Source organism: Calothrix sp. NIES-2100 (assembly GCF_963875285.1).
Taxonomy (GTDB): domain Bacteria; phylum Cyanobacteriota; class Cyanobacteriia; order Cyanobacteriales; family Nostocaceae; genus Aulosira.
Window position 1 is genome coordinate 3,881,289 of sequence record NZ_CAWNLA010000001.1, and the last position, 14,361, is coordinate 3,895,649.

14 protein-coding genes are annotated in these 14,361 nt (G+C 39.5%); 9 read left to right on the forward strand and 5 right to left on the reverse strand.

The annotated features are described in order from the left end of the window. The first annotated feature begins 134 nt into the window (after nucleotides 1-134). Entirely contained in the window at nucleotides 135-1,085 is a 951-nt protein-coding gene (locus tag AACU32_RS15815) for an RsmB/NOP family class I SAM-dependent RNA methyltransferase (protein ID WP_096601000.1), read from the forward strand. Nucleotides 1,086-1,334: 249 nt separating this feature from the next. After that, nucleotides 1,335-1,607: a GlsB/YeaQ/YmgE family stress response membrane protein gene (locus tag AACU32_RS15820; protein WP_096601002.1), complete on the forward strand. Its 273-nt coding sequence runs from the start codon at nucleotides 1,335-1,337 to the stop codon at nucleotides 1,605-1,607. A 213-nt stretch (nucleotides 1,608-1,820) separates the two neighbouring features. Here AACU32_RS15820 and AACU32_RS15825 read toward each other — a convergent pair whose 3' ends face one another. Next, nucleotides 1,821-2,003, reverse strand: coding sequence for a CsbD family protein (locus AACU32_RS15825; RefSeq protein WP_096601004.1), 183 nt, complete (start codon nucleotides 2,001-2,003; stop codon nucleotides 1,821-1,823). A 273-nt stretch (nucleotides 2,004-2,276) separates the two neighbouring features. Here AACU32_RS15825 and AACU32_RS15830 point away from each other — a divergent pair, with 273 nt between their 5' ends. Continuing rightward, nucleotides 2,277-3,143 (forward strand): TIGR02587 family membrane protein, encoded by an 867-nt coding sequence (locus AACU32_RS15830; protein WP_096601006.1) that lies wholly within the window; start codon nucleotides 2,277-2,279, stop codon nucleotides 3,141-3,143. Further along, nucleotides 3,140-3,541 (forward strand): TIGR02588 family protein, encoded by a 402-nt coding sequence (locus AACU32_RS15835; RefSeq protein ID WP_096601008.1) that lies wholly within the window; start codon nucleotides 3,140-3,142, stop codon nucleotides 3,539-3,541. Before AACU32_RS15830 ends, AACU32_RS15835 begins: the two co-directional genes overlap by 4 nt. 613 nt (nucleotides 3,542-4,154) lie before the next feature. On the opposite strand, the gene AACU32_RS15840 is transcribed toward AACU32_RS15835, so the two are convergent. The 4 genes from AACU32_RS15840 to AACU32_RS15855 form a co-directional block, all read right to left on the reverse strand. Continuing rightward, entirely contained in the window at nucleotides 4,155-4,841 is a 687-nt protein-coding gene (locus tag AACU32_RS15840; protein ID WP_096601010.1) for a hypothetical protein, read from the reverse strand. 275 nt (nucleotides 4,842-5,116) lie between these two features. After that, the gene (locus tag AACU32_RS15845; RefSeq protein ID WP_096601012.1) at nucleotides 5,117-5,878 is read right to left on the reverse strand and encodes a ChaB family protein; all 762 of its coding nucleotides are present in this window, start codon (nucleotides 5,876-5,878) and stop codon (nucleotides 5,117-5,119) included. A 124-nt stretch (nucleotides 5,879-6,002) separates the two neighbouring features. Then, nucleotides 6,003-6,545 carry a ferritin-like domain-containing protein gene (locus tag AACU32_RS15850; protein WP_096608031.1) on the reverse strand — a complete coding sequence of 181 codons (543 nt, stop codon included), beginning with the start codon at nucleotides 6,543-6,545 and terminating at the stop codon, nucleotides 6,003-6,005. 394 nt (nucleotides 6,546-6,939) lie between these two features. Then, nucleotides 6,940-7,299 carry a hypothetical protein gene (locus tag AACU32_RS15855; RefSeq protein WP_096601014.1) on the reverse strand — a complete coding sequence of 120 codons (360 nt, stop codon included), beginning with the start codon at nucleotides 7,297-7,299 and terminating at the stop codon, nucleotides 6,940-6,942. Between the two features lie 453 nt (nucleotides 7,300-7,752). On the opposite strand from AACU32_RS15855, the gene AACU32_RS15860 reads away from it, so the two are divergent. From AACU32_RS15860 to AACU32_RS15880, 5 genes are all read left to right on the forward strand, one after another. Next, nucleotides 7,753-7,911: a hypothetical protein gene (locus tag AACU32_RS15860; protein ID WP_339377950.1), complete on the forward strand. Its 159-nt coding sequence runs from the start codon at nucleotides 7,753-7,755 to the stop codon at nucleotides 7,909-7,911. A gap of 397 nt (nucleotides 7,912-8,308) precedes the next feature. Beyond that, nucleotides 8,309-10,609 carry a TOMM precursor leader peptide-binding protein gene (locus AACU32_RS15865; RefSeq protein ID WP_096601016.1) on the forward strand — a complete coding sequence of 767 codons (2,301 nt, stop codon included), beginning with the start codon at nucleotides 8,309-8,311 and terminating at the stop codon, nucleotides 10,607-10,609. Nucleotides 10,610-11,006: 397 nt separating this feature from the next. Beyond that, nucleotides 11,007-12,092: an amidohydrolase family protein gene (locus AACU32_RS15870; protein ID WP_096601018.1), complete on the forward strand. Its 1,086-nt coding sequence runs from the start codon at nucleotides 11,007-11,009 to the stop codon at nucleotides 12,090-12,092. Between the two features lie 119 nt (nucleotides 12,093-12,211). Then, on the forward strand, nucleotides 12,212-12,763 hold the full coding sequence (locus AACU32_RS15875; RefSeq protein ID WP_096601020.1) for a hypothetical protein: 552 nt from the start codon (nucleotides 12,212-12,214) through the stop codon (nucleotides 12,761-12,763). A 188-nt stretch (nucleotides 12,764-12,951) separates the two neighbouring features. Further along, nucleotides 12,952-14,346, forward strand: a complete 1,395-nt coding sequence (locus AACU32_RS15880; protein WP_096601022.1) for a radical SAM/SPASM domain-containing protein — start codon at nucleotides 12,952-12,954, stop codon at nucleotides 14,344-14,346. Nucleotides 14,347-14,361: the final 15 nt, after the last annotated feature.

Below are 14,361 nucleotides of genomic sequence, written 5' to 3' on the forward strand. Positions count from 1 at the left end.
GCAACAGCTTCCAGGGTTGAACTGGAAGCTTATGCAGGTAGCACTTGGCGATGATTAGAATGGCGGTCATTATTTTTCAGTATGCAGCCAAACCCTGGCATGGCATTGTTCTTCTATAACAGTTTGATTTCCCAATGGAAAAACCTTCAAATCTCTTACTTAAACTCTCGCGGCGTTTGTTTGCAAATCCTGATATTCAAGAAAAATTTATTCAGGCGTTAATTAATCCGCAAATTTTCTCTCCTTGCATTCTTTGGTGTCAAGAAAGACCAGAAACTTCTCCTTTTACAGTAGAAACCCCAACAAGTTGGCAACCGCAATTTGTAGATCGTTTACACTTAGGAGAAAAGCCTGGTAAACATCCGCTACATGACCAAGGAAATTTTTATTGTCTAGATTTTTCTTCAGTATTTGCGGCTACTACCTTGTTAGCAATTGAGCAACCTGTGAATTTAATTTTTGATATGTGCGCTGCGCCAGGTGGAAAGAGTGTCTTTGCATGGAAAGCTTTGCAACCTGATTTACTGATTAGTAATGAAGTCATTGGTAAACGCTTAGGAATGCTAATTTCTAATTTAAAACGTTGCCATATCAACCCCAGTTTAGTCGCGAATAGAGATTCTAAGATTTTTGCTGAAACTATACCATTATCCAGTAAATTAGTATTAGTAGATGCTCCTTGTACAGGGCAATCTTTACTAGCTAAAGGTGAAACAGCACCCGGATGTTTTCACCCGACTAATATTAATAAATGTGCCAATCGTCAAAAACGGATTATCGCTAACTCCGCGCAAATTGTTGCACCTCAAGGCTATCTTGCTTATATGACTTGTACTTACTCACCTGAAGAAAACGAGGAAGTTTGCCAATGGTTTTTAGAACGCTTTCCCCAATTTCAGGCATTACATATTAATCATTTATCTGACTACCAGTCGCATTTAACGAATATACCTTGTTACCGACTTTTTCCTCAAGATAGCTTAGGCGCTGGTGCTTTCACCGTGCTTTTTCAAAATACAGCAGCGGGTGAAGCGCAAGAGGTAGATCAGGAAGTTTGGTCTAAACTGGGTTGTAAACAAATTTGATATCAGGAAAAATTAGATCCCCGACTTCTTCAAAGAAGTCGGGGATCTAGAAGCCGCGAATTTTCACAAATCATATAGGATTGCTATTTTGCAAAAACTTAACTAAAGTATAACTTTCAATACATATGCTCACTAATATGTATTTATATGAATAAAATTTTTGCTTAACTTTTTATATTTATTTCCTGGGATAGAAGGCAATATAGTACAAAATAAATAAAATTAAATTCAAGCTTTTAACAAAAAATTATGAACCTACTTGCTTGGATAATTCTCGGTATTATTGCCGGAGCTATAGCGAAAGCAATTTACCCTGGTCGTCAGGGTGGTGGGATTATTGCCACAATGGTTTTAGGAATCATTGGTGCTTTGATCGGCGGGAGTTTAGTTTCTATTTTAGGGAAAGGCGGAGCAACATATGCTGCTGCAACTCTCAGCATACCTAGCTTAATTATTGCTGTGATTGGTGCAATAATTGCTATTTTCTTATGGGGTTTATTAACTGGTCGTAGCAGTTATTAATTAAATACAATCAAATTCATGGTTAGCTTTTGTACTAACCTTTTATACTTCTCATTAAAAAAGAACTCCATCTGCTATGCAGAAGTGGAGTTCTCAATTTTAAATATCGCACCCAAATATTTGACCTAGAGAACTAAGTAAGTTGGCAATTGAACCAAACTGACGAAAGGAAAAAGGATAAACCCCGCCAGTAGTTTCAATGTGTAGCCCTACTTAATCTATAGCTTTTTTAAGTTCATCTTTGATATTTTCGGTGGTGTGGGTCACTTGAGCATCAACTTGCTTAGCTTTACCTTCGGCTTTATCTGCTGGATTGCCGGTTACTTCACCGATGACTTCTTGAATTTTACCTTCAATATTTTTAGCAGTAGCTTCTACTCTTTTTTCAATGTTCATGGTTTTTTGGTGTGTGTTTTACTTGGTTAAATTTTGATTGACAAGAATAATCTACAATATGCTTAGAGGTGGCGTATCTATCATGGGATAGTTTGTTGGTGGCAATATACTGATTCTCAAGGTGGATGTAATATCAAAAAATATATAATAAATAATCCTAAAGTTATATTGCAATAATTATTAGCTAAGGATGATATTTATAATATATAAAATATTTTTCCTAGGAGTATAGTTATTAAAAACCCAAATTTTCAGTATAAGGAAAGTATCGGAGTGGTCAAAAACCGCCAGAAAAATATCTGGAGAAGTGAGATTAATGACATCATTAGAGGTGCGTGTGGAGGGTTTTTGTTTGGGATTCCGTTGTTGTACACAATGGAGGTGTGGTGGATTGGTTCACTGGCAAAACCGCAACTAATGATGATAGCGATCGCTTTGATGTTTATTGGCGTATTCTTACTCAATCAAACGGAAGGCTTTCGTAAACGCAGACATAGAAAGCGTCCTAACCAAGCTGCAATGGATACTGTAGAAGCGATCGCGATTGGGCTAGCTTGTTCTAGCTTTGTGCTGTTTCTCTTACAGGAATTAACAATTGCAACGCCTCTCAAAGAAGCTTTGGGTAAAATCATCTTTGAAAGTGTACCCTTTACATTGGGTGTGGCATTAGCGAATCAATTTTTAGGAGATACTGATGGCAATAATGGAACAGGTAATGAAACTAAAAAACCAAAAAGTGAATTATCTGCCACTTTCGCCGATTTAGGTGCAACGATAATTGGTGCGACTGTGATTGCATTTAATATTGCGCCGACAGATGAAATCCCCATGCTAGCAGCCACAGTTTCACCTCCTTGGCAATTAGGAATTATTGCCACATCCTTAATAATTTCCTATGGCATAGTCTTTCAAGCAGGCTTTTCCGATCAGCAAAAACGTCGGCAGCAAAAAGGCATTTTCCAACGACCATCTAGCGAAACCATTATGTCCTACTTGGTTTCACTTTTAGCAGGCGCGATGATGTTGTGGTTCTTTCAAAAATTGACTTGGAGTGACCCTTGGACAATGTGGTTAGATCATACCTTAATGCTGGGATTACCTGCAACTATTGGCGGTGCAGCCGGTAGGTTAGCCATATGAATCACACAGAAAACCAGCATCAAGAACGTTCCATTGCTGAGTGGGTGACATTCAGTGTAGCTTCATTCATCTTGGCAGTAATTGTCAGCTTAGTAGGATACACTTGGTTAACTGACAAAAATCAACCGCCAATTGTCTCTGTGAGCAATAAACCAACAATTCGCGAAATTAATGGACAATTTTATATTCCTTTTGAAGTCGTGAATACTGGTGGAGACACAGCAGAATCAGTGCAAATAATCGCCGAGTTAGAAATTGACGGTAAAGTTGCGGAAACTGGAGAACAACAGATTGACTTTTTATCTCGTGATGAAAAGGAAGAAGGCGCATTTGTATTTAGCCAAAATCCTCATCAAGGTAAGTTAACTATCCGCGTTGCTAGCTATAAATTGCCTTAGTAAGTAAGTCGGCACAAATAAACCTAACTCTTGCGATTGCTACTCTCCCTTGAAGGCTGCGCTTATGTCGTACCTCCTCTGTGGGAGACGCATTCGCGTAAAGCCTACGGCATAGCTTCTCCTGTCCCAGAGGCTGCGCCAACGCTTAGGGCAATGACAAAAGTGTAGTTATGTTTATTGACGATCACCTAAATTGAAAATAGAGGTTAGGGACTAGGGCGTGTCTTCAAAGTATCGAATGCAACTACATAAGGCTGACAACGGGACAATGGGACGCGGCGACGCGGTGAAAATTTGTTCAAAAAGCTCTCCGCGTCACCGCGTCTCCCCCTCTCCCCCTCCTCCCCTGATTCAAGAAATGAGTTTGAAAACACGCCCTAGAGGCTAGGGGAACCAGGGTTAGAGAAGAGAGATTTTCATGTTTGGTTGTGGAATTTTTTCATGAGGGGCTAACTTGAAAATAAGACCCCACCCCTAACCCCTCCCCGCAAGCGAGGAGGGGAACCAGAAGTTTTTCCATGTGTCCTACGCAGTTCATGACGGCTACTTACTCCACCACATTAATTTTGATGGACTGCAAGATGTCAATGGATGATAGCATCAAACTGTGCGGTTAAAGCACGCGGTTTTTCTTAAATTTGGTCACACTCTTGGTTGCCAACAGAGCCACACCCGCTGCAACAATCGCTGGTACAGTTGTTGGTTCAGGTACCGCAGCAACTGAGACAACTTTAGCATCAATTCGTGCAGTCCCACCCAACACACCTGTTAAGTTAGGGTTGCCAAGTACACTGGCAAACTCTGGAGAAATGAGCAGTTTAACATTAGCAATAGTCAAATCTTTGCTATCAAGTGCCACGGTTTCGGGAATGCTCAAATCGAACAAAACCGTATTGAGAGAAACCGTGTCTTTGAGAACTAGCCCGCTGCCATTGTTGATGGTACGTGTTGGATCGTAATCAATGAAAAAATTACCAATAGTAATTTGATTATTAAAGGTAACAGTGCCAACGTGTTTTATTGTACCTGAAATCGGTGTAAAACCGTTGACATCGCTGAATGTGAAGTTGGTATCCGGGATAATACCGAAGCCAACTATAAAATTGCTGTTAACGGGTTCAACAGTATTATTGCTGCCTGTCAAATTTAGCCCAATACTACTGAGAAAACTCAAGTCATGATAAATACTGGTCACTCCAGATTCTACTTGAAAAATAGCAGCTTCCGCCTGCACCGGTGCAAACGATACTAAAGCTGCTGTTGTACCGCCAACAATTGCCGCCAACTGAGAAAAACGCATACATACTCCACATCTTTCACTGTCAGTAGCATAAAATGGAACGGAGTATTTTCCCTTAAAGATTCTATGTGTTTTTACTTAAAGATTGTATGAGTTAATGTAATTAAAAGCGCATATATATAAAAATACTACAACGCCTTTGTATAGCATTGTATAGCAATAGAGAAATTTTGGTTGGGCTAGAATAATCGCTGTTGTCGAATCCCCGTTTTGCGATCGCGCAAGCAAGGGCGGGGTATCCCCGCCTCGACAAATGCATTTGTTAGATTCTGGTATTAAACGTTTACCTTAGTTTTTGACCAAACACCGTTTTCATCTTCATCGAATTGCTGACGCACTGCTTCCCAAGCGGCTTGTTCAGATGTGAACTCGTCACTGGTTTCAGCGAGTGTTACGTTATAGCGTTCAATGAAGGTGCGTTGTGCTTCTGATGACAGGTGAGAACGAACCTCTGGAGATAAGTCTTCTGGACTGTTACAAGGGCCAGGACAAGGACGGGCGAGGATTTTCTCAGATGTGTGAATTTCTTCGCCACCCGCGCTTTCTAATAATAATTGAAATTCTCCACCGCGATCGCTCGGCACTTCTGCCATTAAGACAAACTCGCCAGCTTGTAAGCGGGTTTGGTAAACTGTGGCTTTATCTTCTGGCATTCCTAAAGCGGTCAAAACTGATACCAATCCTGCACCAGCGCTACCTGCGATCGCACCACTTGCAGCCCCCAGCAATACCGCACTGATTGGGCCTGCTGCTACAATCGGACCGACGAAGGGAATAAACAGTACACCTACCCCTGTCAGCAAGCCGAGAAAAGAACCAAATAAAGAACCAAAAATTGCCCCTGTTCTCAAACCGCCTAAAATCACATCTTTCTTCGTAATGAAACCAGCAATTCTCGTTTCTGATTGAAAGTTTCTACCCAATACAGAAATATGATCTCTGGGTACACCCCGATCTAGTAAACGGCGAATTACATCATCAACTTGCTTTTGTTCTTTAAATACAGATGAAATTGTACGTTCTGCTGTGTATGCCACTGGATTCTCCTTGAGTCTTTGAATCTTTTTCTTACAAATGAAAGATTAAATAGGCAGCTGCGGATAAATTTCTTTTTTCCACAAACTGCCATTTAAAGTTAGATGTTATGCTTTAGCGACTAAGCTATACACCCACAGGAGTTTGAGTGTCTGCTGCTGCTGATGCTTTATTACTGGGATCTAATGCCTGTCCTTCAATAAAAGATCGCAGCATCCAAGCCATCTCTTCATGTTGTTCCATCAATCCAGTTAAAAAGTCAGCAGTTCCTTGGTCATGAAACTCTTCACCAGACCGATCTACATGTTCCCTAAAGTTACGAATTACCTGTTCATGATCTTGTACTAAATTAGCCACCATCTCTGTGGCTGCGGGAACTTGACCTGCATGTTCTTTGAGGCTAGCAATTTGGAGAAATCCCTCCAATGTACCTACTGGGTAACCACCCAAAGCCCGAATCCGTTCTGCTAAAGCATCGATATTTACAGTCAGTGTTTCATAGTGTTCTTCCCAAAGCTGGTGCAGGGTACGAAACTGAGGCCCGACAACATCCCAGTGATATTTTTTGGTTTTAACTAACAACACGTAGGCATCTGCTAAATCTTGATTTAACAGATTAATCACACCTTGACGCTGTTGTTCTGTTAACCCTATGTTGATTTTTGGCATTACTTGCTCTCTCTTGGCTAACTTATTTACTAAGTTTCCAAATTTAATCACCAACATACATCAGTCTATAGAAAGATAATAAAATATATTAAAATTTACGTTATTAATTTGGTTTTTATGCTAATAGATGGATGGTGAGTTATCAATAATTATTAGCATTTTAATTCTTAACCGTATATAAACGAGTTACAGGTGGCAATATACAATAATCAAGTATTTTATTTATATTTGATATCTATAGCAAGAGACATCTTGACTATTGTCTGGAATCAAGATGCCTCTACTGCAACATTTGTGAAGACTGTCATTAGTCCTTTGTTAATACAAATAACTAATGACAAAGAACAACCTATGTAAATTTACCGCAACTGGCCGCAGGTAGTATCAATTCTGCTTACTTTTTACCTGTTACTTTTTCTAGGAAGTTTTCTACCTCGTCTTCTACGGAAGTTGCACTCGTGGAATTGCTAGGACGCTTCATCTTGTCGATATCTGCATCTCCCTGAACTTCATTCAGCCCTTTATTTGATTCTTCTTGAACTTTTTTCAATCCTGGGGGGTTTGATCTGCCTACTTCATCAGTTTTACGCTGAGTTTCTAAAAGTTGTGTAGTGGCTTCTTCGGGATTACTTTGATAGCTTTCAATTGCAAAAGCAGGAAACGCATTAGACACAAATAATAGTGTACAGGTGAAGGCGATAACTAGAAAACGCACTGGACGTAGTAAAGTTGAAACCAAAGCAATAATTTTCATTTGCATTCCTCAATAACAGCGTCAAAAACGCAGAACTTGTAATTCACTAAAGAAGAGAAGCATCTGTCTGGATTGGATTAAATTTTTAACCCAATTTTTAAGTTGAGTCTCTATCTCAAAGTGGTTGGGCAATCCATCAAGTGAAGAAATAGACTTCTTTGGTAATTAGCTGAATAATGAATTAATATATAATTATTACTCAACAAATACATTTGGTTGGAAGTTTTAGATTCTTCACCTGAGGTCGATAGTTTATTTTTATCTTGATTTTTTCAGGCTTACATCAATCTGAAGAATGAAATTGAATTCAGATTTATTGGTGATAAAATCACTCTCAAGGCAGAGCAATATCAGAGAATGTAGTCAGGTTAATTATTTCAAGATTTATGTAAGTTAAGTAATTATTAACTAAGTAGAGGTAAATATTTTTATTTGAGATTAGGCAGAAGACATGTGGTCACTAAGCGTAGCGATGCACTGCGCCGCCCTGAGCCTGTCGTTGGCGCAGCCTCTCGGAGAGAAGGGAACTTGTCGAAGTGTCGCAGTGAGGCACAAGTCAGAAATATAGAGGATTTGAGCCTCATTGAAGTTGATTTACATAGTTATGTATAATTGCAGTTTTTTACTTAATTACTATTATTTATATTTGGGATATCTGGATTACTAATAGCTTATTTATAGGATACAGCAGATTGCAAGTTGGTGAGGTACAGATAATTATCAGGGCATGGCAGTGCCATGCCCCTAAGAGCGTACCTCATTTACCTGAAATACGCTGTAAATGTTAAATTGAGGATTTAGCGATGCCTTCTCCTGTCCGAGACGCTCTTGCCAGCTTGCTTAAGCCTAGGGGTAGCAACGTCTTCTGGTGCGTCCGCTACGCGTAGCTTGCTTCAACCTAGGAGTACGACGAACGCACCCACCACAAGTATACGGAAATCCTTTTCTGCTAGTCCCTAGCTTCTGTTGACGGGCGAAACTCCGCTACTACTTCCATCAAACCAACAAAATGATTAGCAAACTGCATTTTAAACCTTCTTACTCTGTTGAAACCCTAGAAGTAGACCAAGTATTTCTCTTATCCGAGCGAGAGGGAATTTTGTTAAGCGATCGCCTTTCTTGTCGGATAGCTTCTTTACTACAAGAAAACCATTATAGCGTTGACGAAATTATTGATATAATTCAATTGGAATTACTGCAAGAACAAAAATATTCTTTGGAACAGGCTGAGTTTTTCCAAAGTCTTCTTGATGTCAGTATCAAGACTCAATATGCTCTATTCCAGATGCAACAACAGGGTTATCTGGTGGAACAAGATAATTCACTGCGATCGAGCTTAGCCATCTTTTGCCATCATCTGAATATAGCGCCCATACTAGCTGCGCAACGGTTGCAATCAACTACAGTCGCCGTCAAAGCCTGTGGTTCTCTTCCCACCGATGACTTGATCGCCATCCTCAAAGCCCTAGATATTCAACTAGCAGATATTGGCGATATCACCGTAGTTTTAACCGACGACTACCTCCACCCCCAGCTAGCAGAATTTAATCACCAAGCCTTAAAGTCCCAATCGCCCTGGATGCTAGTCAACCCTCTAGGAACAGTCCCGTGGATAGGGCCGATATTTCATCCCCACAAAACCGGATGCTGGGAATGTCTAGCACATCGCTTAAGAAATAATAGACCAATTGCCAGTTTCATTCACAGGCACAAACAAATTTCTCTATCCCCTCCTCTAGGATTTCTCGCTTCTACAGTACAAACAGCATTAGGAATGGCGGCGACAGAGATTTTTAAGTGGCTTGTCCAAGGGGAACATCAACGATTAGCAGGGACTCTCATCACCTATGATACCTTGACTCTGCAAACCCAAGAACATATCCTTGTCAAGCGTCCCCAATGTCCTAGTTGCAAAGAACAATTCAACACATTAGAAAAGCAACCCCTACCCGTTGTTTTAGGACACCACCAAAAAACTTTTATCACAGATGGAGGACATCGGGCTTGTTCACCCCAAGAAACTTTAAGCAAATATCAACATCATATTAGTCCGATTACAGGTATTGTCCGCGAATTGAGCAAAATACCAAGCAATGGCTTTACCCATACATATATTGCCAAGCATCATTTTCACAGCATCTTTGATGATTTAAACAGCTTACGGCAAAACATTGGTGGTAGAAGTGCCGGCAAAGGTAGGACAGATATTCAAGCAAGGGCTAGCGGTTTTTGTGAAGCAATTGAGAGATATTCTGGGGTATTTCAAGGAGATGAAATCAGACACAAAAGCAGCTACCAACAGCTGGGAGACAAAGCAATTCATCCCAATGCTTGTATGAATTTTAGCCAAAAGCAATATCAAGATCGGGAACAATGGAATGCTGAGTGTCAAGGTTGGTTTCAAAAAGTTCCCCCACCTTTTGATATAGAAAGAGAAATAGATTGGACACCAGTTTGGTCTTTAACTCACCAGGAATTCAAATATCTACCAACAGCTTACTGCTATTATGGCTATCCCCAAAATGAACCAGACTGTTGGGCTGATTCCAATGGCTGTGCGGCAGGTAATACCCTCGAAGAAGCTATTCTCCAGGGATTTATGGAATTAGTTGAACGAGATTGTGTGGCCTTGTGGTGGTATAATAGCCTCTCCAAACCTCAGGTAGATTTAGAGAGTTTTCGTGAGCCTTACTTTGCAAATTTGAACAAATATTATCAAGCTATTGACAGGCAATTGTGGGTGTTAGATATTACTAATGATCTCAATATTCCTGCCTTTGCTGCGATTAGTCGCAGAACGGATAAAGAAGTAGAAGATATTATCCTCGGGTATGGCGCTCATTTTGATCCAAAGCTGGCTATTAGTCGAGCTTTAACCGAGGTTAACCAAATTCTACCGAGCGTGTTGCCAGCCAACGCAGAGGGTAATACTCAATATCCATTATCTGCGGATTCCCTAGCGATCGCTTGGTGGAAATCTGCGAAAGTCTCAAATCAACCATTACTAATTCCCGATCGCCAAACCGTCCCTAGAGTCTATGCAGATTATCCCCAAATGGCAAGTCACGACCTCCTAGAAGATGTCAAACTTTGCCAACAAATCGTGGAGAAAAATGGTCTAGAAATGCTCGTTCTCGATCAGACTCGCCCCGATATTGGACTGAGAGTAGCCAAAGTAATTGTACCGGGAATGCGCCATATGTGGAAACGTTTAGGTTCAGGCAGGCTTTATGATGTTCCCGTAAAAATGGGTTGGTTGCAACAACCTCTCACAGAAGAACAACTAAACCCTTATCCCATGTGGATGTAATTTACATTTAAGTAGGGCGGTGCATTTAAAAATAACTAGTCAGGGCTGTCATTTGCATTTGTCCTCTCTTACAAAGTTCTGATCGGAGGAAACCTCCGCTCCGACTTTGCGCTTTGTCATTTGTCCTTTGTCATTGGTAAGGGTTTCAAGGCTATTTACGTAAAGTACATAGTTTGGTGCAATTACCGACTTACTTAGACAATAAGCTACGGAGTTTTTTCACACAATCAAATAGGAGTTCGATAAATTTAATACCAATTATCTTAAATCCGCTAACACATTCAAACCCCAAAACTCAGACCATATCTGTCTTTCTTAATTACGAATTACGAACTTGTACTGAGCGTAGCAGACGCACCAGAAGTCGAAGTATTACGAATTACGAATTGGTATAACTATGCTGCATGGATACAAAATTATTGATGCCGATTCCCATGTGATTGAGCCTCCGCAGATGTGGGCTAAGTACCTCGCCCCTGAATTTAAGCAGTTTGCACCCTCAGCAGACATGAAAATTCAAGGGGAAGACATTGCCCAAAAAATATCCCAGCAAGTGCGGGAAGAAGGTAATCGGCAGATGATCCAGGCTCATCCCCATGCTTATTTTCATCGCTACGATGTAGAATCTCACCTCCAAGCAATGGTACAGATGGGGATTGATATCGCCTTTATTTATCCAACTTATGGACTGTGGCTATTTGCCATTGATAGTATGCCAGCAGCAGTTGTCGGAGGCTTTACCCATGCCTATAACACTTGGTTATATGAAGAATTTTGTAGCTATGCTCCAGATAAATTGAAAGGCGTAGGCGCAATTAATCTTCATGCACCAGAGCAAATGGTATCAGAATTACATCGCATCGCCGATTTTGGCTGGAAAGCTGTCTTTTTACGCCCCAACCCTGTTAAAGGGAGGCTATTGAGCGATCGCATTTATGAACCATTTTGGACAGCCTGCGAGGAGTTAGATATCGCCGTAGGAATTCACGAAGGAACTCATAGCCGGTTACCAACTATAGGCGCAGATAGGTTTCACACTCGTTTTGCCATGCACGCTTGTTCCCATCCGATGGAACAAATGATGGCCTTGTTAGCGTTAATTGAAGGCGGAGTCTTAGAACGTCACCCGCGCTTGAGAGTAGCTTTTCTAGAGTCTGGTTGCGGCTGGCTTCCTTACTGGCTTTGGCGACTGGATGAAGAGTACAAAAATTTACATTGGGAGGTTAGTAATCATGTGAAAATACGACCATCAGAGTATTTCCGCCGTCAGTGTTTTGTAGCAATTGACCCTTCTGAACCTTACTTACCTCAAATTATCGATTACATCGGTACTGATAACTTAATCTTTGGTTCCGATTACCCTCACATGGATCATCAGCCAGACATTGTGAACAAACTCGTAAAGCTTGAGGCGCAGTTATCTCCAGAAACAGTGCAAAAGATTGTTTGGGATAATCCGGCTAGGTTCTATTACTGCACATAAATCTAATATTTGTTTTCGATTATCCAAAATTAACTCAACTGTTTTGTATATATCTAAAAACAAATAAATATTGCCACTTTGCTCAAGAAAATTTACGAAATCATCCAAGGAGAATCATCGTGTTTGGAACTAGAAACTTTCTGTTGTTGCATAATCAGCTACATAGTGAGAATTCCGAAGTTAAAGATGTAATAGTAGTGGACGAACTATTGCGAATGAGTAAAAAACTTTCTCAAGTTATTGCTTATATATGGCTGCATAAAAATAGTCCAACTGCGGTAGCTTTAAGTAAATACTTCACAGACCCTCATAAGAAAGTTGATGACCTGTTATTTGCTCACGACGAGCATCAGGAAGCATATAAGTTGCTATTGAAAGCCTTTGGAGAGCAAAAAGACTTTCTTCCCATATTCAAGCCATCATATAAGAAATATTGGGGTACAAAAGTCATATATGATGCTTTTGAAGGTTATATTTCAGATATTCAGCGCGACAAGGGAAACTACTTGATTTGCCACATTCCCTATCCTCCACGTCCTTTTATTTCAGATGATGAATCTGATAAAACTGCACCACTCAGTCAAAAAGATTTGCAAGACTGGATACAGTCTCCTTCTAATGAATGGCCTTACTGTTCACCAAACCCTTATATTCCTACAACCTGTACTTAAATGAAATCATCAAAAAGTTTTAATTTTGAGTATTAAGCTTGTTAGGTTGAATAACTAGTAAGGGCAATATAGTGATTATTGCCCATTCCATACTTATCAGCTTACTTAGTGAAACTGGTTTCAGGGTATTATGAACATAATTTTCATAATGCTTATTAAGTATTAAAATTTACTCTATATAAATAATTATGATTATTAAAGATCCTCAGAGACTTCTACCAAATATTAAAAACTGTGATTGGGAAATACCAGAAATGATACTTGAGATTCCCACTCACAATGTTCCCTTACATCCAAAAAGTATAGAAAAACTGTTAAGAACAGTAAAAATGACCAAAAAAATCATAGCTTTTCAACCTATCTTACCAGTCGCATCAGAATTAGGTTTACCCTCTTATCCCATACTGGCATATTTATATCCGCAAGAATTAAGTCATATCTGGGAACATTTACGCCAAACATTTGTAATTCAAAATCAAGAAAAAGGGTTTCCCAAAATATCTTATACTCTTGTTTCGCAAACTGATATTGATGAGCAGCTACATTACTTTGCTAACTATTATGGAGTAGCAGTCAAACCCTCCTATGTGAGAGTGATTGTGGGGAATACTTGTAATCTAAAATGCGTTATGTGTCCTTATCACAGTGCAGAGTTAAAACCAACTCATAGCACAGACTTCTTCAAAGCTAAGAAAGCAATGTCTTGGGAGATGATGCAGAAGTTAGCCAAAGAATGTGGAGAAGCAAAAATTAGCATTTTAATTGGCAGCATTGAAGAGCCAATACTTCATCCTCAACTTGTGGAGTTTATTCAACTCTGTAGACAGCAAGGAGTTCCCAGAGTTCATATCACAACTAATGGACAACTGTTAGATCAGACTTGTTCTCAAGCATTATTGGAAGCTGGCTTAACTAGTATTGATATTAGTATTGATGCTGCTACTTCAGATACGTATCGAAAAGTTAGGGGAGCCGATTTCAATAGAGTTATATCTAATGTTCTTAATTTTATTAACCTTCAAGAGCAATTGAATATTGACTGTGAAATTAGAACGTCTTTTGTGAGAAATAAAGACGTAACTATCGAAGAAGAACAACAGTTTCGAGAGTATTGGTTATCAAAAATAAATAGTATTTTTATCTTGAACCTTGCCGAGTATAAAGAAAATAATATGCGTCTGGAAACCATGAATCAAACTGGTAATATTACACTGCAATATTACAGACAAAAAGCAGGTGGACGCTGGCCTTGTTTGTTTCCTTTCACGGAAATTACAGTTTTACCTGACGGTAAAATATACTACTGTATTGAAACCTTGTTTAGACTTGGGTTTGAGAATAATATTGAAAATTTAGGCAATTATAATGAACAAACATTGGAAAGTATTTGGTGTGGAGATTTATTTAACAAACTCAGACAAGATTTAATACTTAATCAGTTAGAAAATAGACATATATGTAAAAACTGTGATACATGGATGTCACAAGTAATAACAACATCTACTGCACAAGAATACGCAATTTTCACAACTACAATTACAGAAATTTACCGGAAAATAAACTCTAAAAAGCTAGATGAATGAAATATCTAGAAAATA

Bases quoted from the DNA above. Each gene is read 5' to 3' on its own strand.
- AACU32_RS15850 (WP_096608031.1), bottom strand. From the start codon at position 6,545: ATGCCAAAAATCAACATAGGGTTAACAGAACAACAGCGTCAAGGTGTG.
- AACU32_RS15840 (WP_096601010.1), bottom strand. From the start codon at position 4,841: ATGCGTTTTTCTCAGTTGGCGGCAATTGTTGGCGGTACAACAGCAGCT.
- AACU32_RS15815 (WP_096601000.1), top strand. From the start codon at position 135: ATGGAAAAACCTTCAAATCTCTTACTTAAACTCTCGCGGCGTTTGTTT.
- AACU32_RS15880 (WP_096601022.1), top strand. From the start codon at position 12,952: ATGATTATTAAAGATCCTCAGAGACTTCTACCAAATATTAAAAACTGT.
- AACU32_RS15835 (WP_096601008.1), top strand. From the start codon at position 3,140: ATGAATCACACAGAAAACCAGCATCAAGAACGTTCCATTGCTGAGTGG.
- AACU32_RS15820 (WP_096601002.1), top strand. From the start codon at position 1,335: ATGAACCTACTTGCTTGGATAATTCTCGGTATTATTGCCGGAGCTATA.
- AACU32_RS15855 (WP_096601014.1), bottom strand. From the start codon at position 7,299: ATGAAAATTATTGCTTTGGTTTCAACTTTACTACGTCCAGTGCGTTTT.
- AACU32_RS15865 (WP_096601016.1), top strand. From the start codon at position 8,309: ATGATTAGCAAACTGCATTTTAAACCTTCTTACTCTGTTGAAACCCTA.
- AACU32_RS15825 (WP_096601004.1), bottom strand. From the start codon at position 2,003: ATGAACATTGAAAAAAGAGTAGAAGCTACTGCTAAAAATATTGAAGGT.
- AACU32_RS15870 (WP_096601018.1), top strand. From the start codon at position 11,007: ATGCTGCATGGATACAAAATTATTGATGCCGATTCCCATGTGATTGAG.